This is a genomic window from Paraburkholderia mimosarum LMG 23256 = NBRC 106338, from assembly GCF_000739815.1.
Lineage (GTDB): Bacteria > Pseudomonadota > Gammaproteobacteria > Burkholderiales > Burkholderiaceae > Paraburkholderia > Paraburkholderia mimosarum.
Genome location: NZ_BBJJ01000044.1, coordinates 18,614 through 43,165, shown reverse-complemented (window position 1 = coordinate 43,165; position 24,552 = coordinate 18,614). Strand labels below are relative to the sequence as shown.

Below are 24,552 nucleotides of genomic sequence, written 5' to 3'. Positions count from 1 at the left end.
GACCGGTGAGAGACCAGCATGCTCAGTCAAGCTTCGCAGCAGTCCCCCCATATTCCCCGCATGCGGCATGGTGTTCGCTGCGCCTCCCGGTTCACGCGAGAACGGCCTTGGCGAGCATCCCGAGCGCCACGCAAACGAGAATGCCCGCAAACCCGGCCTGGACATGATGAGCGGCCAGGCGATGCGACACGAGACGTCCACCCAGCATCCCCGCGGCGGTGGCGGCGCTGAACCACAAGGCGACCTCGAAGGGAAAGCCCGTGCCGTGCATCGCCGTCGCCAGCACACCGCCGCTGCCGACCAGCGCGATCACCATGAGCGACGTCGCGACGATGCCGTGCATCGATACGTCGGTGAGCTTGCGCATCAGCGGCACGATGATGAATCCACCGCCCACGCCGAGAAGCCCCGTCATCAGGCCGGTCAGCGATCCGGTCGCCGCCAGCGCCGCTGCCGTGGGCCATGACCAGTCGAACCGGCCCGTCGCCGGGTTGATATGCGCGACGCAAAGCGGCGACGCCTGCTGTGCCGATGCCTTGCGCGCGAGCGTCTGACGAAGGAGCCGGAAGGCCACGAAAAGCATGACGCAGGCGAACAGACCCAGCAGCAGCCTTTGCGGCAGCGCGCGTGCGAGGCGCGCGCCCACGGCCGTGGCGGGAACTCCGAGCGCGGCCATCAGGAGCGCGGCGCGGTAGCGGACCAGACGTTTGCGGAATGCCTCGAGCGCGCCCACTGCCGCGCTGCCCGCGACGGCGACGAGCGCGACGGGCGTCGCCTGCTGCATGGGCCATCCCATGCCGAAGACGAGCGCGGGTACGGCGAGGATGCCGCCGCCGGCGCCCGTGAGTCCGAGAATGGCGCCCACCGCGGCGCCGAGAAAAAGCGAGACCAGCATCGATCACCTCGAAGGACGGCAAGCGGACGGGTATCAGTCGGCCACCTGGGGTTGCACGAACCACTCCCGCCCCTTGAGCATGCCTCGCCAGTACAGCGGCGGCAGGATGCGCTCCTTGAGCAGCCAGGCGAGACCGGATGGTTTCTTCCCGTCGATGATCCAGGTGGGGAACGTCGGTGCGACCTTGCCGCCATAGAGAAACTCGGCGAGCACGATCTTCCCGCGCTCGACGGTGAGCGGGCACGAACCGTAACCGTCGTAAGTCGCTGCGCCGCGCTTCACGCCCAGCGCGGCAAGCACGTTGTGCGCGACAACCGGTGCCTGCTTGCGCGCGGCGGCCGCGGTTTTGGCGTTCGGCGTATTCGTGGCGTCGCCGAGCCCGAAGATGTTTTCGTGGACCTTGTGGCGCAAGGTGCCCGGATCGACGTCGACCCAGCCGCCCGCATCGGCCAGCGGGCTGACGCGGATGAAATCGGGCGCCTTCTGTGGGGGCACGACGTGGAGCATGTCGAAGCCCGTTTCGAACGTCTCGCTGCGGCCGTCGGGCAGCGCGCGCGTGAAGGTCGCTTGCTTCGCTTCGCCGTCCACGGCCGTCAGGTTGAAGCCGAAGTTCAGATCGATGCCGTACGTCTTGACGTACTCCATCAGCGCGGGCACATAGTCGGCCACACCGAAGAGCGCCGCGCCGGCATTGAAGAACTCGACATCGATCTGGTCGAGCCGGCCGGTGCGCCGCCAGTGATCGCACGAGAGATACATGGCCTTCTGCGGCGCGCCCGCGCATTTGATCGGCATGGGCGGCTGCGTGAAGAGCGCGCGGCCGCCCTTGAGCTGCTGCACCAGCTGCCACGTGTAGGGCGCAAGGTCGTAGCGATAGTTGGAAGTCACGCCGTTGCGCCCGAGCGTCTGCGGTAGTCCGTCAATCGCGTTCCAGTCCAGCTTCAGGCCAGGGCAGACAATGAGCTGCCGGTATTTCACGACGCGGCAGCCTTCGAGGATCACGGCATTCGCGGTGGGTTCGAACGCGGCCACCGCTGCTTTGATCCAGCGTACGTTGTGCGGCAGCACGGCGCCCATCGGACGAGCGGTCGTTTCCGGGCGGAATACGCCCGCGCCCACCATCGTCCAGCCCGGCTGGTAATAGTGCACATCGGCGGGGTCGATGATCGCGATGTCGAGATCGGGCGCTCGGGCGAGCAGACTCGACGAGACGGCGACGCCTGCGGCCCCTGCGCCGACGATCAGGACGTCGTGCTGTTCCTCGGTGGCGATGCGCGGCGAGCCGATGCGGCGCGTGAGCCCGCTCAGGTCCACGCCGGCGCGTTTGCCTGCGGCGAGGATCTCGACGAGCGACATGGTGGACGCGCTAGCCAGCGCCCACAGCGTCGCCGAGCGCATGCCGCTGCGGCAGTAGGCGAGCAGGGGGCGTGGCAGGGTGTTCAGGTAGTCGCGGAATCGTTCGGCATCCTGATCGCTTACCTTGCCCGATTCCACCGGAAGGTAATGTGCCTCCATGCCAAGCTGCCGTGCTGCCTGCTCGATTTCCGTGAACGTGGGCTGGTCCGCGCCTTCACCATCGGAGCGGTTGCAGATGATCGCGCGAAAGCCCATCTCGCGCAACGCGGCCAGATCGGCGACGCCGATCTGAGGGGATACGGCAAAAGTGTCCGTGAGCCTTTTGAGTTCCATGCTTGCCTCTTGTGTATTCGTTGATGTCCGACGCGTCGCTCAAAGGACGTTGACCGGGATCTTGATGTAGGAAACGCCATTGCTCTCCGGCTCCGGCAAGTGGCCGGCACGCATGTTGACCTGCACTGAAGGCAGGATCAGCACGGGCATGTCGAGCGTGGCGTCGCGGGCCGTGCGCATGGCGATGAACGAGGCCTCGTCGATGCCGTCGTGCACGTGGACGTTGGATTCGCGTTCCTCGGCCACGGTGGTTTCGAATTTCACGGCGCGACCGCCCGGCTGGTAGTCGTGGCACATGTACAGGCGCGTCTCGGGCGGCAGGCTCAGCACACGGCGGATCGACCGGTAGAGCGTCCCCGCGTCGCCGCCGGGAAAGTCGCAGCGGGCGGTTCCGTAGTCGGGCATGAACAGCGTGTCGCCGACGAAAGCGGCCTGCTGGGCGCCGTCGCTGACCACATAGGTCACGCACGCGGGCGTATGCCCCGGCGTGTGCATCACGCGGACCTCCAGGTCGCCCACGTGGAACGTATCGCCGTCGGCGAACAGGCGATCGAACTGCGAGCCGTCGGTGCGGAAGTCCGGGCCCGCGTTGAAGAGCTTGCCGAATACGCCCTGGACATGCGTGACTTGGCCGCCGATGGCCACTTTGCCGCCGAGCCTTTCCTTCAGATACGGCGCCGCGGAAAGGTGATCGGCGTGGACATGGGTTTCGAGCAGCCATTCCACGCGGGCGCCCAGCGATTCGACGCGGCTGGCGAGCCGGTCTGCCGTGGCGCTGCGGGTGCGACCCGATTTCGGGTCGTAGTCGAGCACGGTGTCGATGAGCGCGCAGCGGCGCGTTCCGTTATCGAGCAAGAGATAGCTCACGGTCCACGTGGCCGGATCGAAGAACCCTTCGACGGAAAATCTGCAGGCAGGCATTCTGGTTTATTCCTCGCAAATGGCGGACGCTCGGTCCTGGCGAGGAATAACAAGTCAATAATCGTGCCAGTCGGGTTGCGCACAACGTCGCAGACCCTTAACGCATTGATTCAGATCGTTTTTCCCGTGCATGCTGACCGGTTGGTATCGCGCGGCGAGAGCGCGTGGGTGCGACGCGAATGACATGACGACTGCCAAATGGCAGTCCGTGGCATAATTGGCAGTCTCGAACTATCGATGCGACAGCAACGACCGACGATCATGACTTCGCCTGACCTGACACCGACTGGTTCGCCCTTGCCCGACATCGCGCCGGATGTCGCCGCGCTGGTCTCGTACCTGGAGTACGACCCGCTGCCCGCCATCGTGCTCGATCCGCACTACCGGATCCTGGCTGCGAACCGGGCGTATCAGCGGCAATTCGGCGTCGAGGGCCAGGCGCACGTCGGCCGCAGGTGCTATCAGGTTTCCCATCACTACGACGTGCCCTGCGATCAGGCAGGAGAGCACTGCCCGATGAAGCGCGCGGCCGAAAATCGCGGCGCGGACCGCGTGCTGCATATCCATCACACGCCGCGCGGCCCGGAACACGTGGACGTCGAACTGCGCCCGATCTTCGATGCGCGCTCGGAGATCATCGCGTATGTCGAGCGCCTGGCGACGGTTCGGGGCGCGTCGCCGAGAACCAGCGCGGAAGGCCTCGTCGGCCGCGCACCGGCGTTCAACGATGCGATCTCCGCTCTGCAGCGTGTCGCGCCGTCGACGTTGCCGGTCCTGCTGCTCGGCGAGTCCGGCACGGGCAAGGAACTGTTCGCGCATGCGCTTCACGAAGCGAGCGACCGGGCGCAACGGCCGTTCGTCGTGGTCGACTGCTCAGGCATTACCGAAACGCTTTTCGAAAGCGAACTGTTCGGGTTCGAGAAGGGGGCGTTCACGGGCGCCACCGGCCGCAAGCAGGGCGTGGTCGAAACCGCGCAGGGCGGCACGCTGTTTCTCGATGAAATCGGCGATGTGCCGCTCTCGATCCAGGTCAAGCTGTTGCGCCTCATCGAATCCGGCACCTTCAGGCGTGTCGGCAGCACCGAGACCCAGCGCGCCGATTTCCGGCTCGTCGCGGCGACTCACAAGCCGCTCGAGCAGATGGTCGCGGCGGGGCAGTTTCGCTCGGACCTCTACTTCCGCATCAGTGCCTTTCCCATCCATTTGCCCGCGGTGCGCGAGCGCAGCGAAGACATTCCGCTTCTTGCGGACTCCATCCTCGAACGCATTGCTTCGGCGAAATACCGATCTTCGCGCAAGGCGACGATTTCGCCCGATGCACTCGCGCTGCTGCGCGCCTATGCATGGCCGGGCAACATCCGCGAATTGCGCAACGTGCTCGAACGCGCAAGCCTCCTTGCAGACGACGGCGTGATTCGCCCCGAGCAACTGCCGGAGGCGCTCAGGCGAGAGGTCTTGTCGCCGGTCGAGAAACCGTCCGCGACGGGTTTCGCCGCGCCTCGCAAGATAACGGATGCGGAACTGGCACGCGCCGCGGCGGAATGCGGCGGCAAACGCAGTGAGCTCGCGGCACGGCTCGGCATGAGCGAGCGCACGCTCTATCGCCGGCTCAAGGCGCTCACGGACGCGGCAAAGGACGCCTGAGCCAACGCCAGTCCGGGATCTAGTCGACAAGCAAGTGAATCAGGCCAATCGCAGCGAAGGTACAGACGAGGCCGGCGGTGCACGCGACGATCAACTCAAACGTGCGGTCTCGGCGATGCGCTTTGGCGCCGGCTTCGCTGGGGAGATCGCTGGCAGCGGATTGCGGACACTGCGATCCTCCGCGCAGATCCATCGACTGCTGTTGTTGAATGCGCGATAAATCAATCAGGAAACGCGGGCCCATGGCTGACCTCCGTGTGGCGGCATTAAGTTGACAAGTCCACCACAAGATAGCACATCTTTCAATTTGAAAGAATTCGGGCTGGTGCGATCGTGTGTGACAGACCGCCGCGCCGATGGCGCGTCTGTCTGCGTCTTTGCATACTGGACCGTTTCGCCTGGTGCTTGATTGGTTGCGAGTTCAGCCGGACTGGCACGGTGACGGCGGTGATTGAGAGAAGGAGTCGTTCCGGACGACGCGAATTAAACGAACGCTGACGATTTCATGGCGTGGACAAGTGACTACTCACCCAATATAGTTGATTAGTTAACTTTCGTGGCTTTCCGTGCCGCTCAGCAGTTCGATGATCTGGCTTCGCAGCCATATGCTCGCCTGATCCTGCTCGCTGCTGCGATGCCAGTACAAATGCCACGCCAGCCTGGGGAGAGAAAACGGCAGTTCGAATATGCGTGCGTCGTAACGTTGGAGGAGCTGCACCGGCGCAGTCAGCGCGAGATCGGTGCGCAAGGCGACGAGCGGTGCAACCATATAGTGCTGCACGCGCATTCTCATCTGCCGCTGTTTGCCGAGCTTTTTCAGTTCCGCGTCGACGAAGCCGCTTCCCTGGCGGCGGCTCGACACCTGGATATGACCCAGCGCGAGGTAGTCGTCCATGCCCAGTCTGCTGCCGGTGAACGGATGATCGTGGCGCAGCATGCACGCGTAGCGGTCGCTGCTGAGCGGCGCCTGACGCAATTGCGGGTCGTCGATAAACGGCACATCGATGGCAAAATCGATCTTGCCCGTTTCGAGCGCGGCGGCCATTTCGCTGCGTGGCGTGAAGTAGCACTCGATGTTCATGCCCGGCGCCTGGTGCTGAAGCAGCTCGCCTAGCGCGGGCAACAGCATCGCTTCCGTCAAATCGGGCATGCTCAAGCGGAACGTGCGTTGCGATGTGGCGGGGACGAATATGTCGCCCGCGGTCGCGCTCGCTTCGAGGAGTTGCAGCGCCTCACGCACGCGGCCGACGATATTTTCGGCGAGCGGCGTGGGCACCATGCCGGACGGCGTGCTCACGAAGAGCGGATCGTTCAGCGCCTTGCGCAAGCGCGCAAGCGCGTTGCTCACCGCCGGTTGCGTGATGAAAAGCGCCTCGGCCGCGCGGGTGAGATTGCGCTTCTCGTAGATCGACGCAAATACGACGAACAGGTTCAGATCCAGCTTCGGTGAACGCATTTCACAGGCTCCGTTTGCCGACATCATAAACGAGCCGAAGTGTGATGCTGCGTCCTTGCGGGTCACGTAGGCGTCAGTCGCGCGGCGGGATGTTCAGCCAGGCGGCCGTCGAGCCGAGCCGGTCCTTGCTGCTGCCGATTTCCATGCGCGCGATGGCCTGGAGATGCACTTCGTCGGGGCCGTCCGCGTAGCGCAGTGCGCGAGCCCAGGTCCAGTGATCGGCGAGGGGCGTGTCGGGACTCAGGCCCATCGCGCCGAATACCTGCATCGCGCGGTCGCACACTGTCGAATACACCTGCGGCACCAGCGCCTTGATCATGGAGATCTCCTTGCGCGCCGTTTTTGCGCCCACTTCGTCGAGCAGCCAGGCTGTTTTCAGCACGAGCAGCCGCGCCTGATCGATTTCGATTCGCGATTTTGCAATCCACTCGCCCACGGTGCCGTGCTGATGCAGATACTTGCCGAAAGTCTTGCGCTCCTGCGCGCGCTCGGTCATCAGTTCGAGCGCCAGTTCCGCCGCGCCGATCGAACGCATGCAATGGTGAATGCGTCCGGGTCCGAGCCGGGCTTGCGCAAGCGCGAAGCCGCTGCCTTCCTCGCCGAGCAGATTCGCCGCCGGTACCCGTACGTTCTTGAAGGTGACCTCGCAATGGCCTTCCGGCGAAACGTGATTCATCACGGGGATGTTTCGTACGATCGTCACGCCCGGAGTTTCCACGGGCACGAGGATCATGCTTTGCTGACGATGGCTCTCGGCGTTCGGGTCGGTCTTGCCCATGACGATGAAGAGCTTGCAGTTTGGATGCGCCGCGTTCGTGATGAACCACTTGCGGCCATTGATCACGTAGTCGTCGCCGTCGCGGCGAATGGATGTGGTGATGTTCGTGGCGTCGGAGGAGGGCACGTCCGGCTCCGTCATGGCGAACGCAGAGCGGATCTTGCCTTCGAGCAGCGGGACGAGCCAGGCTTCGCGCTGCGCGGGCGTGGCGAACATATGCAGCAACTCCATGTTGCCGGTGTCGGGCGCGTTGCAGTTGAACACCTCCGATGCCCACGACACACGGCCCATGACCTCCGCGAGCGGCGCGTATTCGAGGTTCGTGAGACGCGTGCCGGGTTCATCGTCCTTCAAATGCGGGAGGAAGAGATTCCATAAGCCTTCAGCTTTGGCGATGGCCTTGAGGTCTTCCATGAACGACACGGGGTACTGGCCCGCATGCACTTCTTCGAGCCACTGGCGCTGGCGCGGCACGATGTGTTCGTCCATGAAGCCGCGCACGCGGCGCAGCAGGTCTTCGACTTTCGGGCTATAAGCGAAATTCATGATCGGTTCCTTGGGTACGATTCGTCAGATCGTCAGACCGCCATCGACGACGATGCATTCGCCGTTCGTGTAGCTCGCTGCGTCGGACACGAGATAGAGCACGGTGCCCGCCATTTCATGCGGTTCGCCGTGACGGCGCAGGGGAATCTCGTTCATCCAGCGCTCGTAGATTTCCTTGTTCTCGAACAGCGCGCCCGCAAACTTCGTTTTCGTGAGACCGGGCAAGAGCGCATTCACGCGAATGCCAAGCGGTCCGCACTCCTTGGCGAAGGCGCGCGTCATGTTGACGACCGCGGCCTTCGTGATCGAATAGATGCCCTGCAGGTCGCCGGGCTGCAGCGCGTTGACCGAGGCGGTGTTGACGATGGCGCCGCGCCCCTGCGCCTTCATCATCTTTCCGGCTTCGACCGACATGAAGAAATAGCCGCGTATGTTGACGTCCACGGTCTTGTTGTACGCGCCGAGGTCCGTGTCGAGGATATGGCCGAAATACGGGTTGGCCGCCGCGTTGTTGACGAGGATGTCGAGGCGCCCGTGTTTTTCGCGGATGTACGCGAAGGTGGCAGCAATGTCTTCCATGCGGCCGACATGGCAGGCAAAGGCTTCGGCGCTGCCCCCGGTCTCGCGGATGGCGGCCGCGACCGACTCGCAGTCTTCGAGCTTGCGGCTCGACACGATCACATGCGCGCCCTGTTCGGCGAGCAAGCGGGCGATCGCCTCGCCAATGCCGCGGCTTGCGCCCGTCACGAGAGCGATCCGGCCCGTCAGGTCAAAGAGATTCGTGCTCAATGTCGTTTCCTTTCTTTCGGTTCAATGGCGTGGCGCGTCAGTCGATCAGTTCCACGGCGAGTGTTGCGAGCGGCGCGGCCATTGCGCCCACCTCGTGCGCGTTCGCATTGGAGGCGTTGCCTTGCAGGGCGCGCGCCTTGACGCCCTGAGCAATCGAGGCCAGTCGGAAAAAGCTGAATGCCAGATAAAAATTCCAGTTCTCGATGCGGGGCAGGCCGCGCAGCTCGCAGTACTGCGCCACCATTTCTTCTTCCTCGGGAATACCGAGCGCCGAGCGGTCCAGACCGCGCAGCCCCGAGATATTGCCCTTCGAGGGCAGGCGCAGGCACATGCAAAAATAAGCGAGGTCGGCGAGCGGATTGCCGAGTGTCGAGAGTTCCCAATCGAGAATCGCGCGCACCCGCGGCGCGTCGTGCGCAAAGACGAGGTTGTCGATGCGGAAGTCTCCGTGCACGAGCGAAAGACGCTGCGCATCGGCGGGGCAGTGCGCGGGAAGCCAGTCGATCAGCGCATTCATGGCTGCGATCGGTTCGGTCTCGGCGGCACGGTATTGCCGTGTCCAAAGCTCGATCTGGCGCTCGAAATAATTGCCTGCGCGGCCGTAGTCGCCGAGGCCTACGGTGTCGACGTTCACGTCGTGGAGCGCAGCGAGTGTCGTCACGATCGACGCGTAATAGTCGCGCCGCGCATCGCGCTCGACCTCGGGAAGGGCAGGACTCCAGAAGATGCGCCCGTCCTCGTAGCTCATCAGATAGAACATGCTGCCGATGACTTCGCGGTCTTCACACAGATGCCAGGCGTGCGCCACAGGCACGCCGGTGCCGGCGAGCGCGCGCAGCACGCGGTACTCGCGATCGACCGCATGCGCGGACTTGAGCAACTGCCCCGGAGGTTGGCGGCGCAGGACGTAGCGCCGCTCAGGCGTGTCGAGCAACCAGGTCGGGTTGGACTGGCCGCCCGCAAATTTGTCTGCCTTCAGAGGCCCGCGAAAGTCCGGAACGTGCTGCTGCAAATACGCTGCAAGCCGGTCGAGGTCGAGAGAGGTCGAGGTGGATTCGCTGTTCATATCTCTTGCTGCGTATCTGTCGGGGTTCAGCCGTAGGTCTGGAATGCGTGGCGTAGCGGATCGTCGAGATGCGAAATAGCGTTGAAGCTCGACAGTTGGAGCGCTTCGCGATTGAAGAAGCAATGGGTGACGCTGCTGTTGCGGATCTGCAGGTTGAGGGCGATAGCCGTCGTCGCGCTCGCGTGCAACACCTGTTGGGTTATCGCGCCAATCACGCCACCCGAGGTGACGGCCAGCACGCGTTGCGCGCCGCTTCGCTGGATGATTTCGCGCACGTGCGCGACGCGCTGCTGAAATGCATTCCATGTTTCGGGCACGCGTGCATCGAGAGCGCCTTCGGCCCATAGAAGCAGCACTTGTCGAAGCGCCTTGAAGAATTCGCGCGGACTGCCTTTGGACGCATCCGCGAGATGGCGGTGTTCGTCGCCTGGTGCGCGAAAGAGCGCGTGGAAATCGTATTCGTCGAGCGCTGGATGAACTTCGTGTTCCAGGGGAAGGCCGGGTAGCGCGCGGCGTATCGCATCGAGCGACTGGGCATGACGCCGCAGCGTGCCGGTGAAGACGCGATCGAAGCGCAGGCCGTTGCGCGCGAAATGCTCACCAAGCCACACGCATTGCTGTTCGCCTTTATCCGAAAGACAGTCGTAGTTGTCCGCGCCAAGCGACGCTTGGCCGTGCCGCACCAGGTAGAGTTCCGCCATCGCAAGCTTTGCCAAGTAAGAGAGCAAGAAGCAGCTTAGCGATGACGAGGGTATTGACGAAGTTTATTTAATTTATACGGGGACATTCACCACGGTGATGATGGCATTTCCAGCCTGTGGGTGGTAACGAGATGCCGCGCTGCGGTGGGATCGCGACAATGATGCGATTGCCCAATGTGCAGAATGCCGAAGGACTCGATGCAATGCTTCGTCGGTGGGCCCTTAGACCTGGGTGACGCGTGTTTGCCGGTCAATGAGCTAGCGTAAACCCTTGCGCTCCGCCGTCGAGATAAAGCGCGTGCCTCGTTGCATCGCGGCGCGTACCGAGTCGCGCGAATGCTGGGTTCTCGCAAGGTCATGCAAGAAGCTCATGCCCCTCATGAAAACATATCGATTGTCGGTGCGAGGCGGCACCGCTGAGAATGGTTTGGACAACGATGCAGGTGCGTGTGCACAGGATGCACCGGGCCAGTATCGACATCTGGCGGAACCAACCAGGAACGCGACAAACCATGAACTATCCGGAACTTACCGCCAGCTTCGGGGAAGCCGGCGCGAGGCCGATCGAATGGCCGCACGTAACCGGCCTGACCTGCGCAGAGGCACTCGTCGCCTTGCTCGAGGGATACGGCGTCCAGCACGTTTTCGGGATCCCTGGCGTGCATACCGTGGAGCTTTATCGGGGGCTGGCCGCTTCGTCCATTCGCCATGTCACGCCGCGCCATGAACAGGGCGCAGGCTTCATGGCCGACGGCTATGCACGCGTGACGGGCAAACCGGGCGTGTGCTTCGTCATCACCGGGCCGGGCATGACGAACATTGCGACCGCTATGGGGCAGGCCTATGCCGACTCCATTCCGATGCTGGTGATATCGAGCGTCAATGCGCGTCGCCAACTCGGCAATGGAGAGGGAAGGCTCCACGAACTGCCGTCACAGCGCAACGTGTTCGCCGGGCTTACGGCGTTCTCGCATACGCTGCTCGATGCTGCGGAACTGTCGCAGGTGCTGGCCCGGGCATTTGCCGTTTTCGGCGGTGCGCGGCCGCGTCCCGTGCACATCGAAATTCCACTGGACGTGATCGTCGCGCCAGCTCGCGGCATGAATCTGATGCCAGCCATGCTGCCATCGAGGCCGGCGGGGTGCCCAACAGCGCTCGCCGCGGCGGCAGACCTGCTCGCCACGGCGCAACGTCCGCTGATTCTCGCAGGCGGTGGCGCGCTGCACGCCGCGGCCGAACTGCAGGAGCTCGCCGAGCGCCTGCAGGCGCCGGTTGCGCTGACGATCAACGCCAAGGGCCTGCTCCCGCCCGGACACCCGTTGCTGCTCGGCTCGACGCAATCGCTGCCGCCAACGCGGGCGCTGGCCCGCGAAGCGGACGTCGTGCTCGCGGTCGGCACCGAGTTGGGCGAAACCGACTACGACGTGGTGTTCGACGGCGGCTTTTCGATCGAGGGCCGGCTGATCCGCATCGACATCGACGCGCAGCAACTGATGCGCAGCTTCAATCCCGACGTGGCCATCGCCGCCGATTCGCGGCAAGCGCTTGGCAGCCTGTCGACGCGGCTGCATGAATGCATCCCGTCGGCGCACCAGCGCGACTGGGGCGCGCAGCGGGTTGCGCTCGCGAGGCATGCCGTGGAGGCGAGCTACGACGCGGCGACACGCTCGCAGAAGCGCCTCGTCGACACGATCACCGCCGCGTTGCCACACGTCATCATCGCGGGCGACTCGACGAGCCCCGTGTATGCGGGCAACTTCGTGCACGACGCACCGCAGCCGCGTTCATGGTTCAACTCGTCGACTGGCTACGGCACGCTGGGCTATGGGCTTCCCGCGGCGGTTGGCGCGAAACTCGCCGCGCCCGATCGCCCCGTGGTTTGCCTGATCGGCGACGGCGGGCTGCAGTTCACGCTGCCGGAACTCGCCAGCGCCGTGGAAGCCAGGGTGCCCGTTGTGGTTCTCCTGTGGAACAACTTCGGCTACGGCGAGATACGCCGCTACATGACGGCGCGCGACATCGTGCCGGTCGGCGTCGATATCCACACGCCGGATTTCCTCGCGCTGGCGCGCGGTTTCGGGTGCATGGCCTGTCGCGTGGATACGCCCGATGCGCTTGCTGCCCAACTGCAGCAGGCAGTGTCGCGCGATATCCCAACCGTAATCGAAGTGAACGAAGCGGACTGGTTTGCGCGGGTGCCGGCATGAAACAGCATGAATGGTTCGAGCCCGGCGTCGCGTTGCGTACGCAGCTCTACATTGACGGCTTCTGGTGCGCGGGCGAGGGCGGGCAGCGTCTGCCGGTCGTCAACCCATCGACCGAAGCAACGATCGCCCAGGTCGAAGCCGGCAACGCCGCCGATGTCGATTGTGCGGCGCGGGCCGCCGCACGGGCCTTTCGCACATGGAAAAAGACCACCGGCGCGCAGCGCGCAACGCTGCTGCGTGCGATTGCTCGCGGCGTAAGCGACCGGCGTGACCATCTGGCGGTCCTCCAGTCCCTCAACAACGGCAAACCGCTGGACGAAGCGCGAATCGACGTGAGCGACGTGATCGCCACGTTCGACTACTACGCGGACCTGGCAGAACAACTCGACGAAATCGGCGAATCTGCGGTATCGATTCCCGGCGACGCGTATCGGGCGACCATCCGGCGCGAGCCCGCGGGTGTGGTCGCGCTGATCGTGCCGTGGAACTTTCCGATGGTCACAACGGCCTGGAAACTCGCGCCTGCGCTTGCCGCGGGCTGCACGGTCGTTCTCAAGCCCTCCGAAGTCACCCCGCTGCCAGAACTGGAGCTTGCCGCGATCGTGGCGGACGCCGGGGTGCCGGGAGGCGTGGTCAATGTCGTGACGGGCACGGGCACCGAAGTCGGGGCGCCGCTCGCGGCACACCCGCTCATCGCGAAGGTCTCGTTCACCGGCAGCACGGCCGTTGGCGCGCAGGTCATGAAAACGGCAGCGGACACGATCAAGGGCGTGAGCCTGGAACTGGGCGGGAAGTCTTCCATCATCGTGTTTGCCGATGCGGATCTCGACCTTGCCACCGACCTGGTTGCCGGCGGCGCATTCTTCAACGCTGGCCAGATGTGCTCGGCCACGTCGCGCGTGCTGGTCGAGCGTCCGATAGCGGACGCACTCGCCGCGCGTCTCGCAGACCGGGTAACGCGCACAGTCGTGGGCGATCCCTTCAAGGCCGGCGTGCAGATGGGGCCCCTCGCCAACCGCGCGCAATACGAACGCGTGCAGCGTTACATCGCCCGCGGCAAGGACGACGGCGCACGTTTCGTGATCGAAGGCGAGGCGCCAGCCGGTCCCGGCTATTTCGTGAAACCGACGATGTTCGTCGATATCCCGACCGAAAGCCCGCTGTGGCGCGAGGAAGTCTTCGGCCCCGTGCTGTGCCTGCGCAGCTTCGATTCCGAGGACGAGGCCATCGGCGCGGCCAACGATACCGAGTTCGGCCTGGTCGCCACGGTCGTCACGCGCGACGCCGGGCGGGGCAGGCGAGTGGCGGCCGGGCTGGATGCGGGCGTGGTGTGGCTCAACGCGCCGCAGGCCATCTTTCCTCAGACCTCATGGGGCGGCTACAAGCGCAGCAGCATTGGGCGCGAACTCGGTCCGTTCGGGCTCGCCGCCTTCCAGGAAATCAAACAGGTTCTCATGCCTGCCGGGGCCTCCGGCGCTCCGGAATGCGTTCGCGGCGCATGAGCTTTTGTCATGGCGTGCATGCAGAGATTTCGTTTGTTGCCGTTTTTTGAGGCACGTAGAGTCCATTCACGCAGCAGGTTCGCGTGATCTGTGGTAATGGCAGCGCGCATTGGGCAGCGCCCATACGGTTCAATCAGGAGATGACCATGCAGGGGATCAAGCTGGGGAGAAGGCAGGCCATTAAGGCAATCGGCACGGCTCTGGCGGCATCGGCGTTGCCCATGCCATTCATCAGTACTGCCAGGGCACAGGAGAAGCGCTATGCGGGCAAGACCCTGCGGCTGCTCACCTGGTCCGACGATACCGGCGCGGCGGCCTTGCGCAACATTGCCGCCACATTCAGCCAGAAGACCGGCGCGCAGGTCATCGCCGACCGCGCCGATGGCACTTCCGGCATGGTCGCGAAACTCAAGGCGGCGGGCGACCGGCCGACCTACGACGTGATCACGCTTGCGGGCGTCGGCGCCTCCGGCCTCGCCGATGCCGGCCTGCTGATGAAGCCGGACCTGAACAAGCTGCCAAACCTGAAAGACGTCGCGCCGCAATACCGGACGGGCGCCAACGGATTCGGCGTCGGCTACCTGCTGTGGTCGGACGGTCTCATCTACAACACGTCCACCGTGAAGACCGCACCCTCGACGTACGAATCCCTTTGGGATCCGAAGTATACAGGGCGCCTTTTCCTGCCGCCGCCCGAGTGGGCGGAAGCGGTCGATCTGGCGATCATCGCAGCGAAGATGGCGGGCGGCTCGCAGCAGAATATCGATCCGGGGTTCAAAAAGCTCGCCCAGTTGAAGGACCGCGTGCTGACACTCGGCGAAAACCCGAACCAGGTCGCCGATCTGTTCCGCACCGGCTCGCTCGACATTGGCGGCATCTATGCGCCGGCATTCTTCCCGGAGCAGATCCGCAAGCCCGAGTACAAGATGGCCGTGACCTACGGGATGAAGGAGGGCTTCGCCACCCAGCTGATGTTCACGGTGATTCCGAAGTCACATCCCGGCGATATCGATCTCATCCACGCTTTCATCAATCATTCGCTCGATGCCGGCGTGCAGGGCCGCATGGCCGCCGACGTGCTCAACGGTCCGGTGAACTCGCGCGCGGTCATTCCTGCAGAAAGCCGCGCCTTCGTGCCATCGCCGCAGCAGATCGCCGAGAGGGCCGTGCTTCATGACGACAAAGCGCTCGCCGCGTTGCAGCCGGCATGGATCAAGCGCTTTACCGAGATCTTTTCCGCGTGAGCGCCATGTCAGCACTCTCCTCACGCCGCGCGGGCGCGCCGGCAACTGCCGGGGATTCGACGGCCCGGCCCAGCACCGCAACGGCGCTGCCGCGCGTGCCGCCATTGCTGCTGCTCGCACCGATCCTCGCATTTCTCGCCGTGCTGATCGCGGCGGCGCTCGCCGTACTGCGCATGAGCTTCGGTGTCCAAGGCAACGAGTGGCATGCCTTCACGCTCCAGAATTACGTCGACCTCGGGGATGCCTACTTCCTGCGCTCGCTCTGGTTGACCTTGCGGCTTGCCTTCCAGAGCATGATCGTTGCCGTCGTGATGGCGATTCCCGTGGCACTGGCGATGGCGCGTACGCAGTCGCGCACCGCGCGGCGCCTCCTGCTCGCCGGCGTGCTCCTGCCGTTGCTCGTGAACCTCCTGCTGCAGGGCTATGGATGGCTCGTGATGCTGGGGCCGGCGGGCCTCGTCAATCACGCGCTCATGGCCACGGGCCTGATCGAGCGTCCGGTGTTGTGGCTCTACCGCGAGAACGGCGTGCTGCTCGGACTGATTCAAACGGCCTTTCCGCTCGCTGTGCTTCCCATGGCGAGCGCGATGCGCGCGGTGTCCCGCTCGTACGAAGAGGCGGCGGCTACCCTCGGTGCAAGCCGCTGGCAGACGCTGCGCCACGTGCTGCTGCCGCTGGCGATGCCTGGCATCGTCTCGGGCGCGTTGCTTGTGTTCGCCTATAACGCGAGTGCGTTCGCGGTGCCATTGCTGCTGGGAGGACGCCGGGTGCCGATGCTCGCGGTGCTGGTGCACGACCAGGTTGCGCCACTGCTGAACTGGCCCGCCGCCTCCGCATCGGGTGTCGTTCTGATGGCTGCGACGCTCGCTGTCATGGCTGTCTCGCAACGGTTGGTGCGCAGCCTGCAGCACCACGCGGAGTCCCGCTCATGAATGCCTTGCGTATCCCCCTGACGATGCCCGGCCGCCTCAGCCGCGTGACCGGATGGTTCGCGACGATCGTGCTCATTCTCACGGCGCTGCCGATTTTGACGATGATCACGATGTCGTTCGGCAATTCGGACACGCTCGAATTCCCGCCGCAGAGCTTCGGCTTGCACTGGTATCGGGCCGCGTGGCACACCTTCGTGTCGCCCGATGCGAGCGACGTGCTTTCCATGGGCACCGCGCTTACGACGAGCTTCGTCGTAGCCGTTTCAACGATGTTCATCGCCACCGCCGTTTCCGTGCCCGCTGCCTATGCACTCTCGCGCTACCGCTTTCGCGGCAAGGCGGTGATCGAGCAACTGGTCGCGCTGCCGCTCGTGTATCCGCTCGTGATGCTGGGCCTTTCGCTGCTGCTCGTCTTCAATGTGCTGCCGGTGGATCTGGGCGTGGGGCGGCTCGTCATTGCGCACGTCATCCTGGCGCTGCCGTTCACGGTCAAGAACTGCGCGGCATCGGTTGCCTCGATCGGACCGGAGTTCGAGGAAGCAGCCTGCGTGATGGGCGCGAGTCCGCGGCGTGCGCTCGTCGACGTCGTGCTGCCGCTCATGCGCCCCGGCATTCTCGCCGGCATGCTGTTCGCGTTCATCATTTCGTTTAACGAATTCACGGTGACGTTCTTCCTCTATGGCATCAACACGATGACGCTGCCCGTCTGGCTCTACAGCCGCACCGTTTCGTCGCTCGATCCAACCGTGTTTTCGTTCGCGGTCTTCATCGTGCTGATCGACTTCGCCTTGATCTGGGTGCTCGAAAAGCTCGTCGGCGACGAAGGCGTGGCGCTCTGATCGCCGCCTCTCACACGGTCCCCGGGCACAAAGGAACTCTCATGACGCATCTGTCTTTGCTGGGCATCACCAAACGCTTTCACAACGCATTCGCCGTCGACCACGTCGACCTCGACGTTCCTGACGGCAAGCTGGTCTGTTTTCTCGGGCCTTCCGGCTGCGGCAAGACAACCCTGCTGCGCATCATCGCGGGCCTGGAGACGCCGACTTCCGGATCGGTGATGTTCGCGGGGCGCGACCTCACGCATGTGCCGGCCAACCGGCGCGACTTCGGCATGGTGTTTCAGTCGCTCGCGCTGTTCCCGCATATGACCGTTGCCGCCAATGTCGCCTATCCACTGCGCTTGCGCGGCGTCGACAAGGGCGCGCAAGCGAAGCGCGTGGCCGAGCTGCTCGAACTGATCCAGCTTCCGCACATGGCGAACCGGCCCGTTACGCAGCTTTCCGGCGGGCAGCGCCAGCGCGTGGCGATTGCGCGTGCGATTGCCTCGTCGCCGAAACTGCTGCTGCTCGACGAGCCGCTCTCGGCGCTCGACGCGAAACTGCGTGAAGCGATGCAAGTCGAGATTCGCCTTTTGCAACAGCGGCTTGGCATCACGACGATCATGGTCACGCATGACCAGCGCGAGGCGATGACGATGGCCGACGAGGTCGTCGTGATGCACAAAGGGCGCATCGCCCAGGTCGGCAGGCCGCTCGACATTTACCGCGATCCCGTGAATGAATTCGTCGCGGACTTCATCGGCCTCGGCAACATCCTGCCAGTGACACTCGAAGCCGACGCCGGCATCGCGCTGCCGGGCGGCCAGCGCATCGCCGTCAATGGCGCGATGCGCGCACCGGAGCGCTCGGGCGACATTCGCCTGCTCATCCGCCCGGAAGACGTGTGTGTGCGGCCCGTGACTGCGAATCCCGGTCCGAACGTCGTCGCCGGCAAGGTGACCTTCGTTCGCGACGTGGGCGCGCAGATCGAAGCGACGATCGATTGCGACGGCTTCACGCTCACCGCCGCCACCACGCCCCGGGACACGCCGGACCTCGAAGTGGGGCGGCCAGTGCTCGCCGAGATGCCGGCCCACGCGTGCAGGCTGATTCCGGCGCACACCGCGCACTGAAACGCCGCGTTGAAATCTTTTACCCCACGAAACAGCTGGAAGGAGCCATTCGTCATGAACACCACTCACGTCACCACGAACCCCATGCAACGCCTGGCGGCTCGCACCCTCGCAGCCTTCGCGCTTGCCGGCATGGCTGGCCTCAGCGCGTTTGCACCGCTCGCGCATGCCGACGCGCTCGACACGATTGCGAAATCGGGCGTCGTGCGTGTTGGCGTATTCGAGGACTATCCGCCGTTTGGATCGATCGGGCCCGACATGAAGCCGCAGGGCTACGACATCGACGTGGCCAATCTGATCGGTAAGGCCCTGAACGCGAAGGTCGAACTCGTGCAGGTGACGGGCGACAACCGCATGGCCTACCTGGCGGATCACAAGGCGGACATCCTGCTCTCGGTCGGCCAGACACCCGAGCGCGCGAAGGTCATCGACTTTTCGCAGCCGTATGCGCCGTACTATCTCGCGGTCTTCGGTCCGAAATCGCTGCCAGTGAAGAATGCGGGCGATCTGGCTGGCAAGACGGTCGCCGTCGCGCGCGGCACGCTCGAAGATCTCAGTGTGTCCAAGGTGGCGCCGTCCTCCGCGGTCATCAAGCGCTTCGACGATCCGAACGGCGCGATTTCCGCATTCCTGTCCGGTCAGGCCCAACTTCTCGTGGTCGGCAACGATGTCGGCGCGACCATCATGGCGCGTCATCCCGCCAACGATCCGGAGCAGAAGTTCTCGTTGTTCAGCTCTCCCGATCACGTGGGTCTGAACAAGAACGAGCCGCGCCTGAAACAGAAGGTCGACGACGCCATCGCGGCCGCAAAGAAGGACGGCTCGATGAACGCCATCTCGCTCAAGTGGCTGCGTGCTCCGCTGCCGGCCAGTCTTTGATGCCCTTCGGCTCCTGCTTACCTGAACGACAGACGGCGCAGCGATGACTTACACATTCGACTTCAGTGACTTCGGTCTGTACGCGGGCATGCTCGTGCACGGCGTCGAAGTGACGCTCGGCCTGACGGCGGCCTCGACCGTGCTGGGCGGTCTGCTCGGCATTGCCGGCGCGAGCCTCGCCGTCGCAGGCCCGAGGTGGGTGCGCGCGCTGGTTGCGTCTTACGTCGAGCTGATCCGCAATACGCCTTTTCTCGTGCAGCTCTTCTTCGTGTTCTTTGGGCTGCCGGGTCTGGGCGTGCAGATCAACGAGATGCAGGCGGCGGTATTGGCAATGACCGTGAATCTGGGGGCCTACGCGACCGAGATCGTGCGCGCCGGCATCGACTCGATCCCTCGCGGCCAGCGCCAGGCGGCAATGGCGCTCGGCTTGCAGGGGCGGCAGGTCTTCCGCCATGTCGTGCTGCCCCAGGCGCTCGCCAACGTCTTCCCGGCGCTGCTGGGCCAGGTGTTGATCGTGATGCTCGGCTCGGCCGTCGTGTCGCAGATTTCGGTGCCCGACCTGACGTACGCAGCCAATTTCATCCAGTCGCGCAACTTCCGCTCGTTCGAGAGCTACGTGATCGTCACGGTGATCTATCTGGTGCTGTCGATCTTGCTGCGGCTACTCATCAACCGGTTTGGCAAGGGCCTTTTCGCGGGACGCACGGCGCGCGGCGCCGGCGCCTCGCGCGCATCCCTGCGCTCGTGGTTTTCCGCTCGCGCCCGCATGGCGGCATCCAGTCTTTCGAAGGAGCGCTCGTAATGGTCGAGTTCACTCTCTGGGATATTGCGCGCAATCTGTTGCTGGCTGCGCGCTGGACCGTTCTGCTCTCGCTTTGTGCCTTCGTTGGAGGCGGCATCGCGGGCCTCGTGCTGCTGGCGATGCGGGTTTCGCCAGTGGCCTGGCTGCGTCGCATCGCCGTGCTGTATGTCGAGGTGTTTCAAGGCACGCCACTGCTGATGCAGCTCTTTCTCGCGTTCTTCGGGTTGCCCCTCGTGGGTGTCGAAGTTTCGCCGTGGCTCGCCGCAACCGTGACACTCACGCTGTACACGAGCGCCTACCTGGCGGATATCTGGCGCGGGTGCGTCGAAGCCGTGCCACGAGGGCAGTGGAGCGCCGCCGCCAGCCTCGGCATGACGTGGCCTCAGCAGCTGCGCTACGTCGTCTGGCCGCAGGCATGGAAAATCGCCGTGCCGCCCACGGTGGGCTTTCTCGTGCAGGTGGTGAAAAGTACCGCGCTCACGTCGATCATCGGCCTCACCGAACTGACCAAGACCGGCACCATGATCACGAATGCCGTGTTTCGGCCGTTCCCGATCTACGCAATGGTCGCACTGCTGTACTTCGCGATGTGTTTTCCGCTCACCTGGTATGCGCGTGTGCTCGAAGGCCACTATCAGCGCGGCCGTCACCGCTGAATACTTCAACGCTCTTCAGGAGCAGGGTTCGACATGATTACCATAAGCAACGTATCGAAGTGGTACGGTCAGTTCCAGGTGCTCACTGACTGCACGACGGAAGTGAAGAAAGGCGAAGTCGTCGTGGTGTGCGGCCCGTCGGGCTCGGGAAAATCGACGCTCATCAAGACGGTCAATGGCCTCGAGCCTTTTCAGAACGGCGAGATCAGGATCAATGGCGAGTCGGTTGGCGACAGGAAGACGAATCTGTCGAAGCTGCGCTCGAAAGTGGGCATGGTCTTTCAACACTTCGAATTATTTCCGCATATGTCGATTACCGAAAACCTTACGCTCGCGCAAGTGAAGGTGCTTGGCCGGCACAAGGACGAGGCCGCCCAAAAGGCCTTGGGCCTGCTGCATCGCGTGGGCTTGCACGCTCACGCGGACAAGTTTCCCGGCCAGCTCTCCGGCGGCCAGCAGCAGCGTGTGGCCATCGCCCGTGCGTTGTCGATGGACCCGATAGCGATGCTGTTCGACGAGCCGACCTCGGCACTCGATCCGGAGATGATCAACGAGGTGCTGGACGTCATGGTCGAACTCGCTCAGGAAGGCATGACGATGATGTGCGTCACGCATGAGATGGGCTTCGCAAAGAAGGTGGCGAATCGCGTGATCTTCATGGATCAGGGGCGTATCGTCGAAGACGATCTCAAGGAGGCGTTCTTTGCACAGCCCAAGTCCAGCCGCGCGAAGGATTTCCTTTCAAAAATCCTGCACTAGCAAGGTCCAGTCAATCCGGCCGCCTCCATCCCATGCGACGCCTTCCCCCACTCAACGCACTGCAGGTATTTGAAGTGGTTGCCCGCCACCGCAGTTTCACGCGTGCTGCCGAACATCTGTGTCTTACGCAGGGAGCGGTGAGCAGGCAGATTCTCACCTTGGAGGATTACTACAAGTTTCCCTTGTTCATAAGAGGTACAAAAGGTCTGACCTTGACGGCCGAAGGCGAGATGCTGCTGCCCGTGGTGAGGGAGGGGCTCGCGCGCATCGAGGACATCTCGCTGCGCTTGACGCGGCAGCGCACGGATCTGGCAATGAAGGTGCCAACGTGCATCATGCGCTGGATGCTGCCGAGAATCATGCGGTTTCAGGGAGAACATCCCGACTTGCTCGTGCAGATCACGACGACCTGGCAGCATGACGTCGACTTCCAGGTCGAGCCCTTCGATGCCGCGATTATTTACGGCTCGTCCCCCGGCGCGGATGTTCACGCGGTGCCGCTCTTCGACGAGCAGATCACGCCGGTATGCGCTCCCGAGTTGGTGAACTGCAAGCCGCTCGCGCAGTTTGACGATCTGGCGAATTTCACGCTGCTCCACCCTACGCGGGACCATCGTGACTGGAGACAGTGGCTCGATCAGGTCGGTGCGACTCAGGTGGACGCGAACATGGGTCCGAGTTTCGAAACACTCGATCTGGCGACAAACGCCGCGATGCAAGGCTTCGGTGTCGCCATTGGCGACCGGACGCTAGTCGATGACGACCTCGCGGCGCGGCGACTGGTCATGCCGTTCGATACGATCGTGGAGACAGGGTTCCGCTACTACTTTGTTTACCCGGACTGCGTCGCACAACAGCCAAAAGTGAAGCTTTTCAGCGAGTGGGTTGAAAGGAACCGACAACAGTATCCGGTGAGTGCGAGTGTGAGTTGATCTCGCGCCAGACAGGATGCGCGGGCAGGGTCGCGAGATCGTCGCGCTCCTTCTTTATCGACGGATCGTTAGCCGATTTTCGGAGAAAACTTCAAACATCCACGCTTGGGGCTGTCCGATGTTCCACACTGCCCCGAATCGTTCCATAGGTCTGACGAGTTTGATGTGGGTGACCGCACGCCGCGCACCTGCTCGCATTCCACCGATTGTCATGCGGCTATCGGCGAGATTAAGCGTGCGCGAGAGCCAAACTCGGTGTCTCCGACAAAGCCGGTACGGTTCAAACGGGCCCGGACATGATCTTTGACGGAGACGCCCACGCTGCCTGGCTAAGCCAGCCACTTCTTGATGTTGCTGGCCATCAGTTTCGTGGAGATACCGTAGCGGTCATGCAACGTTGGCAGTGCGCCCGCGTCGAGGAAGGCATCGGGAAGCGCAATTTGCTTGAAGCAACAGGCGACACCTGCGCTCAACAAGGCCGTGGCAACGGCTTCGCCTAGTCCACCAATGACGGTGTGATTCTCGGCAACCACGACCATTCGCCCGGTACGCTTCGCTTCGCGAACGATGGTCTCGGTGTCGAGCGGCTTGATGGTGGGTGCGTGCAACACCGCGACGTCCACCTTGTCCGCTTCGAGAGCCTTGGCGGTCTCTAGCGCGCGCATGGTCATAATGCCGGACGAAATGATAAGCACGTCGGCGCCATCCCTCAGTAGCTTGGCCTTCCCGAGTTCGAACTGGTAGTCGTACTCGTCGAGTACCGCGGGCACATTGCCGCGCAAGAGTCGCGCATAAACCGGCCCCTTGTGCGCTGCGATGGCCGGTACCATCTGCTCGATGTCGAGGGCATCGCACGGGTCGATCACCGTCATGTTCGGCATCGCGCGCATCAGTGCGAGGTCTTCGGCGGCCTGGTGGCTAGGGCCGTAGCCGGTCGTCAACCCTGGCAGCGCACAAACGATTTTGACATCGAGGTTGTCTTCCGCGATGGTCTGGTGAATGAAGTCATAGGCACGGCGCGTTGCAAACACGGCATAGGTGGTCACGAACGGTTGCGCACCTTCGTGAGCGAAACCTGCCGCTGCGCCCATCAGCAATTGCTCGGCCATTCCCATCTGGTAATAGCGCTCGGGAAATGCCTTCGCGAAGATGTGAAGATCGGTGTACTTGCCGAGGTCCGCAGTCATGCCAATGACGTTGGTCTTCTCGCGAGCGAGCTCAACGAGGGCATGGCCAAACGGCGCGGAACGGGTAACCTGTCCTTCGCCAGCGATGGACGCAATCATCGCCGAGGTCTTCAGGCGAGGCTTTGTATCGACGACCGAGCTCATGCTTTTCTCCCTGCGTAAGTCTCATCAAGTGCTTCGAGTGCCAGCTTCCATTCATGCTCGTCCACGCGGATGAAGTGATTCTTCTCACGCTGTTCGAGAAACGGGACGCCGCGTCCCATCTTCGTGTCGCAAACGATGATGCGCGGCTTTGCCTCTCTCAGGTTGCGCGCATTGTCGAATGCCTGTTTCACGGCATCGATATCGTTGCCGTCGACGCGCTGTACGTACCAGCCGAATGCCTCGAGCTTCGGTACCAGCGGCTCGAAGGCCATAATTTGCGTCGATGGACCATCGGCCTGCTGGTTGTTCACGTCGATCATTGCAATCAGGTTGTCGAGCTTCCAGGGGGCCGCCGACATGAGGCCTTCCCAGATCGCGCCTTCATCGAGTTCGCCATCGGAAAACAGGGTGTAGACAAAGGACTTCGAGCCCTTGCGCTTCAAGCCCAGACAACGACCCACCGCGATCGTCAGTCCCTGGCCCAGTGAGCCGCCGGACATTTCCATCCCGGGTGTGTAGCTCGCCATACCCGACATCGGAAGGCGACTGTCGTCGCTGCCGTACGTTTCGAGCTCTTCCTCCGGGAGGATGCCCGCTTCGAACAATGCAGCGTAAAGCGCGATAGCGTAGTGGCCGTTTGAGAGCAGGAAGCGATCGCGTTCTTCCCATTCGGGTTCGGCGGGGCGGTAGTTCATCGCGCCGAAGTACGAGACGGCCAGTACGTCGGCAATGTCGAGCGCCTGTCCGATGTAGCCCTGGCCTTGCACCTCGCCCATCAAGAGCGCGTTGCGCCGGATGCGCCAGGCGCGCTCGGCGAGCGTCGCATCCTCGATTACGGGAGTACTCATTTGCGTGTCTCCATGAAAAAG

General features: G+C 63.5%; 23 protein-coding genes and 1 pseudogene. 13 read left to right on the top strand and 11 right to left on the bottom strand.

All coding sequences use genetic code 11. The annotated features are described in order from the left end of the window. Positions 1 to 91 precede the first annotated feature (91 nt). From BMI01S_RS25605 to BMI01S_RS25595, 3 genes are read right to left on the bottom strand one after another with little or no spacing between them, the layout of a single operon-like run. On the bottom strand, positions 92 to 895 hold the full coding sequence (locus tag BMI01S_RS25605; protein WP_028213955.1) for a sulfite exporter TauE/SafE family protein: 804 nt from the start codon (positions 893 to 895) through the stop codon (positions 92 to 94). Between the two features lie 33 nt (positions 896 to 928). Next, positions 929 to 2,584, bottom strand: coding sequence for a bifunctional protein tyrosine phosphatase family protein/NAD(P)/FAD-dependent oxidoreductase (locus BMI01S_RS25600; protein WP_028231924.1), 1,656 nt, complete (start codon positions 2,582 to 2,584; stop codon positions 929 to 931). 39 nt (positions 2,585 to 2,623) lie between these two features. Further along, positions 2,624 to 3,505: an MBL fold metallo-hydrolase gene (locus BMI01S_RS25595; RefSeq protein ID WP_028231923.1), complete on the bottom strand. Its 882-nt coding sequence runs from the start codon at positions 3,503 to 3,505 to the stop codon at positions 2,624 to 2,626. Between the two features lie 261 nt (positions 3,506 to 3,766). Between BMI01S_RS25595 and BMI01S_RS25590 the strand changes: the two genes are divergently transcribed. After that, positions 3,767 to 5,149: a sigma-54 interaction domain-containing protein gene (locus BMI01S_RS25590; RefSeq protein WP_028213952.1), complete on the top strand. Its 1,383-nt coding sequence runs from the start codon at positions 3,767 to 3,769 to the stop codon at positions 5,147 to 5,149. A 19-nt stretch (positions 5,150 to 5,168) separates the two neighbouring features. On the opposite strand, the gene BMI01S_RS25585 is transcribed toward BMI01S_RS25590, so the two are convergent. The 6 genes from BMI01S_RS25585 to BMI01S_RS25560 all read right to left on the bottom strand — a co-directional run bounded on the left by BMI01S_RS25585 (position 5,169) and on the right by BMI01S_RS25560 (position 10,485). Continuing rightward, positions 5,169 to 5,393, bottom strand: a complete 225-nt coding sequence (locus BMI01S_RS25585) for a hypothetical protein (RefSeq protein ID WP_028231922.1) — start codon at positions 5,391 to 5,393, stop codon at positions 5,169 to 5,171. Between the two features lie 303 nt (positions 5,394 to 5,696). Beyond that, positions 5,697 to 6,605, bottom strand: a complete 909-nt coding sequence (locus BMI01S_RS25580) for a LysR family transcriptional regulator (protein WP_028231921.1) — start codon at positions 6,603 to 6,605, stop codon at positions 5,697 to 5,699. 73 nt (positions 6,606 to 6,678) lie between these two features. Next, positions 6,679 to 7,929, bottom strand: a complete 1,251-nt coding sequence (locus BMI01S_RS25575; RefSeq protein ID WP_028231920.1) for an acyl-CoA dehydrogenase family protein — start codon at positions 7,927 to 7,929, stop codon at positions 6,679 to 6,681. Positions 7,930 to 7,953: 24 nt separating this feature from the next. Further along, positions 7,954 to 8,718 carry an SDR family oxidoreductase gene (locus BMI01S_RS25570; RefSeq protein WP_028231919.1) on the bottom strand — a complete coding sequence of 255 codons (765 nt, stop codon included), beginning with the start codon at positions 8,716 to 8,718 and terminating at the stop codon, positions 7,954 to 7,956. A gap of 37 nt (positions 8,719 to 8,755) precedes the next feature. Further along, complete coding sequence (locus tag BMI01S_RS25565) at positions 8,756 to 9,784, bottom strand: phosphotransferase (RefSeq protein ID WP_028231918.1); 1,029 nt, start codon at positions 9,782 to 9,784, stop codon at positions 8,756 to 8,758. Positions 9,785 to 9,810: 26 nt separating this feature from the next. Beyond that, positions 9,811 to 10,485, bottom strand: coding sequence for a histidine phosphatase family protein (locus BMI01S_RS25560; RefSeq protein WP_028231917.1), 675 nt, complete (start codon positions 10,483 to 10,485; stop codon positions 9,811 to 9,813). A gap of 131 nt (positions 10,486 to 10,616) precedes the next feature. Between BMI01S_RS25560 and BMI01S_RS41055 the strand changes: the two are divergent. From BMI01S_RS41055 to BMI01S_RS25505, 12 genes and pseudogenes are all read left to right on the top strand, one after another. Beyond that, positions 10,617 to 10,719: pseudogene (locus BMI01S_RS41055) on the top strand (agmatinase); the annotation flags it as partial. Between the two features lie 278 nt (positions 10,720 to 10,997). Further along, positions 10,998 to 12,692 carry a 5-guanidino-2-oxopentanoate decarboxylase gene (locus tag BMI01S_RS25555; RefSeq protein ID WP_081723505.1) on the top strand — a complete coding sequence of 565 codons (1,695 nt, stop codon included), beginning with the start codon at positions 10,998 to 11,000 and terminating at the stop codon, positions 12,690 to 12,692. After that, complete coding sequence (locus tag BMI01S_RS25550; protein WP_042290957.1) at positions 12,689 to 14,194, top strand: aldehyde dehydrogenase family protein; 1,506 nt, start codon at positions 12,689 to 12,691, stop codon at positions 14,192 to 14,194. The genes BMI01S_RS25555 and BMI01S_RS25550 overlap by 4 nt, the downstream gene beginning before the upstream one ends. A gap of 146 nt (positions 14,195 to 14,340) precedes the next feature. Beyond that, positions 14,341 to 15,438: an ABC transporter substrate-binding protein gene (locus tag BMI01S_RS25545; RefSeq protein ID WP_028231915.1), complete on the top strand. Its 1,098-nt coding sequence runs from the start codon at positions 14,341 to 14,343 to the stop codon at positions 15,436 to 15,438. Between the two features lie 5 nt (positions 15,439 to 15,443). After that, complete coding sequence (locus BMI01S_RS25540; protein ID WP_028231914.1) at positions 15,444 to 16,370, top strand: ABC transporter permease; 927 nt, start codon at positions 15,444 to 15,446, stop codon at positions 16,368 to 16,370. Continuing rightward, on the top strand, positions 16,367 to 17,209 hold the full coding sequence (locus tag BMI01S_RS25535) for an ABC transporter permease (protein ID WP_028213942.1): 843 nt from the start codon (positions 16,367 to 16,369) through the stop codon (positions 17,207 to 17,209). Before BMI01S_RS25540 ends, BMI01S_RS25535 begins: the two co-directional genes overlap by 4 nt. Positions 17,210 to 17,250: 41 nt before the next feature. Next, positions 17,251 to 18,324, top strand: a complete 1,074-nt coding sequence (locus BMI01S_RS25530; RefSeq protein WP_028231913.1) for an ABC transporter ATP-binding protein — start codon at positions 17,251 to 17,253, stop codon at positions 18,322 to 18,324. A gap of 54 nt (positions 18,325 to 18,378) precedes the next feature. Continuing rightward, positions 18,379 to 19,203, top strand: coding sequence for a transporter substrate-binding domain-containing protein (locus BMI01S_RS25525; RefSeq protein ID WP_028231912.1), 825 nt, complete (start codon positions 18,379 to 18,381; stop codon positions 19,201 to 19,203). A 43-nt stretch (positions 19,204 to 19,246) separates the two neighbouring features. Then, positions 19,247 to 20,005: an amino acid ABC transporter permease gene (locus BMI01S_RS25520; RefSeq protein WP_028213939.1), complete on the top strand. Its 759-nt coding sequence runs from the start codon at positions 19,247 to 19,249 to the stop codon at positions 20,003 to 20,005. After that, entirely contained in the window at positions 20,005 to 20,661 is a 657-nt protein-coding gene (locus BMI01S_RS25515; protein WP_028213938.1) for an amino acid ABC transporter permease, read from the top strand. The genes BMI01S_RS25520 and BMI01S_RS25515 overlap by 1 nt, the downstream gene beginning before the upstream one ends. Before the next feature lie 33 nt (positions 20,662 to 20,694). Next, complete coding sequence (locus tag BMI01S_RS25510) at positions 20,695 to 21,420, top strand: amino acid ABC transporter ATP-binding protein (RefSeq protein WP_028231911.1); 726 nt, start codon at positions 20,695 to 20,697, stop codon at positions 21,418 to 21,420. A gap of 32 nt (positions 21,421 to 21,452) precedes the next feature. Beyond that, positions 21,453 to 22,352 carry a LysR substrate-binding domain-containing protein gene (locus BMI01S_RS25505; RefSeq protein WP_028231910.1) on the top strand — a complete coding sequence of 300 codons (900 nt, stop codon included), beginning with the start codon at positions 21,453 to 21,455 and terminating at the stop codon, positions 22,350 to 22,352. A gap of 329 nt (positions 22,353 to 22,681) precedes the next feature. Here BMI01S_RS25505 and BMI01S_RS25500 read toward each other — a convergent pair whose 3' ends face one another. Together BMI01S_RS25500 and BMI01S_RS25495 are read right to left on the bottom strand one after the other, a co-directional pair. Beyond that, positions 22,682 to 23,683 carry a transketolase family protein gene (locus tag BMI01S_RS25500; RefSeq protein ID WP_028213912.1) on the bottom strand — a complete coding sequence of 334 codons (1,002 nt, stop codon included), beginning with the start codon at positions 23,681 to 23,683 and terminating at the stop codon, positions 22,682 to 22,684. Next, positions 23,680 to 24,531, bottom strand: coding sequence for a transketolase (locus BMI01S_RS25495; protein WP_028231909.1), 852 nt, complete (start codon positions 24,529 to 24,531; stop codon positions 23,680 to 23,682). Before BMI01S_RS25495 ends, BMI01S_RS25500 begins: the two co-directional genes overlap by 4 nt. Positions 24,532 to 24,552: the final 21 nt, after the last annotated feature.